Below are 3012 nucleotides of genomic sequence, written 5' to 3'. Positions count from 1 at the left end.
GGCGCGACGCCGACGAGCGACGACGCCTCCGGCAAATGATAGGCGCGCTTCCGTGGCCCACCGCATTCTCGTCGCCGACGACGATTCCCACATTCGCGACATCATCTGCTTCGCGCTGGAGAAGGCCGGTATGAAGACGGTCTCCGCCTGCGACGGCGCCGAGGCGCTGCGCCGCTTCTCCGAGGCGGCGCCCGATCTCGTCGTGCTCGACGTCGGCATGCCGGAGATGGACGGCCTCGAGGTTTGTCGTCGAATTCGCAAGACCTCGGATGCGCCGATTCTGTTCCTGTCCGCGCGCGACGAGGAGATCGACCGGGTGATCGGCCTCGAGATCGGCGGTGACGATTATGTCACCAAGCCCTTCAGCCCGCGCGAGCTGGTGGCGCGCGTCAACGCTATTCTGAAACGCGCGCAGGCTCGCCCTGCGCCGGAAGCCGCGTCGCTGTCGCGCGGCGATCTGATCCTCGATCCGAACGCCCATGCCGCGACCTTCGGCGCGCAGCCGGTCGCCTTGACGGCGATCGAATTCGCAATCTTGAAGACCCTGCTCGCGCGCCCCGGCATGGTGTTCACGCGCGACCAGATTCTTGATGCGGCCTATGGCGGCGCAATCCATGTCGCCGATCGCACGATCGACAGCCACATCCGCAACATTCGCGCGAAATTCGGCGCTCTCGCTTGCGACAATGCGATCGAGACGGTGCATGGCGTCGGCTTCAGGATCGGTCGTTGCGAGGCGAAGACTTGATCGACCGACCACCGAATATAGAAGTCCCGCGCAAATGGCGGCCGAGCGTCGGCTTGATCGTATCGCTCGTCATGGCGACCGCGCTGGCGCTGCCGCTCGCCGGCCTGTTCTTCTTCCGCATTTACGAGAACCAGCTCATACACCAGACGGAATCCGAGCTGATCGGACAGAGTGCGGCCATCGCCGCCGTCATGCGGCGCGAGCTCGAAACGCGCGCGCCGGCGAATATTCGTCTAGGCGCGGAGGTCCCGACGCCGAAAACCGATCCTGCGGAGCCCTACACGCCGATCATGCCAACGCTCGACCTGACCACCGACGACATGCTGGGACGAAGGCCTGACGCGCGGCCCGCCGCAGCGCCGGCCGACGCCGAATTCATCGCGCTCGGGGCGCGCCTCGCGCCCGACCTCGTCGAAATCCAGCAGGTCACGCTGGCCGGCTTTCGACTGCTCGATCCCAAAGGCGTCGTGATCGCCGGCCGCGAGGAGATCGGCCTATCGCTCGCGCATGTCGAGGAGGTCGCCGAGGCCCTCGAGGGGCGGTTTCGCAGCGTCATGCGTTCGCGGATTTCGAAGCACGAGCCGCCGCCGCTCTATTCCTGGAGCCGCGGGACGGCCGTGCGCGTCTTCACCGCCATGCCTATCGTCCTGCGCGGCCGCGTCGCCGGCGTCGTCTACGCCTCGCGCACGCCGAGTAATATTTTCAAGAATTTCTACGACGAGCGCGGCAAGGTGGCGCTCGCCGCCCTGACCATTGTGAGTCTCGCTCTGCTGATCGGCTTTGTGTTCCAGCGTACGATCACGCGGCCGATGCGCGAGCTGATGCGCCGAACAGCAGCGATCGGTCGCGGCGATCGTAGCGCGCTGCGGCCGCTCGCCCATCATGGCGCAATGGAAATTGCGCAATTGTCGCAGAGCTTTCTCGACATGGCCGCCAATCTCCAAAATCGGTCGGACTTCATCGCGACCTTCGCCGCCCATGTTTCGCACGAGCTGAAATCGCCATTGACGTCGATACAGGGCGCGGCGGAGCTGCTGCGCGACGATCTCGATCCATCCGCCCAAGGGATGAGCACAGAGGATCGGCGCCGCTTTCTCGACAATATCATTTCGGACGCGGGCCGATTGACGGCGGTGGTGCAGAGGCTGCGCGAGCTCGCCCGGGCGGAAACCACGCCGACCTCGGGATCGACGACGGCGGCCGACGCCGTCGTCGATTTACGATCGGGCTTCGAAACTCTGGGCATAGAGGCGAATGGCGATCTCGACCGCGCGATCCGGATTTCGGCGGAAAGCGTGCGTATCGTCCTCTCGCATCTCGCTGACAATGCCGCGCGCCATGGCGCCACGCAATTGACGATCGCGGCCGCGGTGCAAGGCGAGGACCTGCGTATCGTGGTTTGGGACAATGGTTCGGGCGTATCGCGCGCCAACCGCGACAAGGTCTTCGACAGTTTCTTCACGACGCGGCGCAACAGCGGCGGCACCGGCATGGGTCTCGCGATCGTGCGCGCCATGCTGAGAGCGCATGACGGAAGCATTACTCTGGCCGGGGATGGCGAGGACGCGCCGCCCGGCGCAGCGTTCGTTTTGACCATCCCGCTCGCGGAACGGGATCGGCCGCAGTCATGAAAATGCGCTTGGCCATCTGCGCGGCGATCATTCTCGCCGGCCTATCCCTGCGCGCCTTCGGACCTGGGCTCGGCCTGCCGGCTTTCCTGGTGAAATACGGCGGCTCCGTCCTGTGGGCGGTGATGGTCTATTTCCTCGTCGCCGCCGGTCAATGCGACTGGCCGCGATGGCGGATCGGAGCGGCCTCGATGTCGATCGCGATCGCGGTGGAGGCCTTCCGGCTCTATCATGCGCCCTGGCTCGACGCTTTTCGCCTGACGCTGCCGGGCGCGCTGCTCCTCGGCCGCATCTTCTCAATGTGGAACATTCTCGCCTACGCCATCGGCGTCGCTGTGGCGGCGGCCTGCGATCCCAGGGCGGAACCGGGCGCGAAGCCCACGTTTTCGCGCGCGATGTTCGTACTCCTATGGGCGACCGCCGCCGGCGCGATCGCTATCGCCGTCAGCCTAGAAGATCCTTTGTTCCTTCCGTATCGGAACTGGGCATTGGCGGCGATCATCGGCGCGTCGATCGCAGGCGTCCCCGCGTCGGTTTTCGCCATGCGGCGCGACGAGGGAGTTCTGCGCGAGGGGCGCCTCCTCATCGCGCTTTGGTGCTGCGTTCCACTCGCGCTCGCCAGCAATTGGTTCTGGG

Annotated in this window: 3 protein-coding genes; all 3 read left to right on the top strand. The window is 65.7% G+C overall.

Annotation, left to right across the window (positions count from 1 at the left end):
- Positions 1–52: 52 nt before the first annotated feature.
- Entirely contained in the window at positions 53–748 is a 696-nt protein-coding gene (locus EDE12_RS21590; RefSeq protein WP_026597655.1) for a response regulator transcription factor, read from the top strand.
- Between the two features lie 71 nt (positions 749–819).
- A complete protein-coding gene (locus EDE12_RS21585) occupies positions 820–2379 on the top strand; it encodes an ATP-binding protein (protein WP_051592305.1) in 1560 nt (519 codons plus the stop codon).
- On the top strand, positions 2376–3012 hold a 637-nt coding region (locus tag EDE12_RS22570; protein WP_134188310.1), incomplete at its 3' end, for a DUF2809 domain-containing protein. The genes EDE12_RS21585 and EDE12_RS22570, both read left to right, overlap by 4 nt.

The sequence above is a fragment of the Methylosinus sp. sav-2 genome (assembly GCF_004366495.1).
GTDB lineage: Bacteria > Pseudomonadota > Alphaproteobacteria > Rhizobiales > Beijerinckiaceae > Methylosinus.
This window is presented reverse-complemented; position numbering and strand designations above follow the sequence as displayed.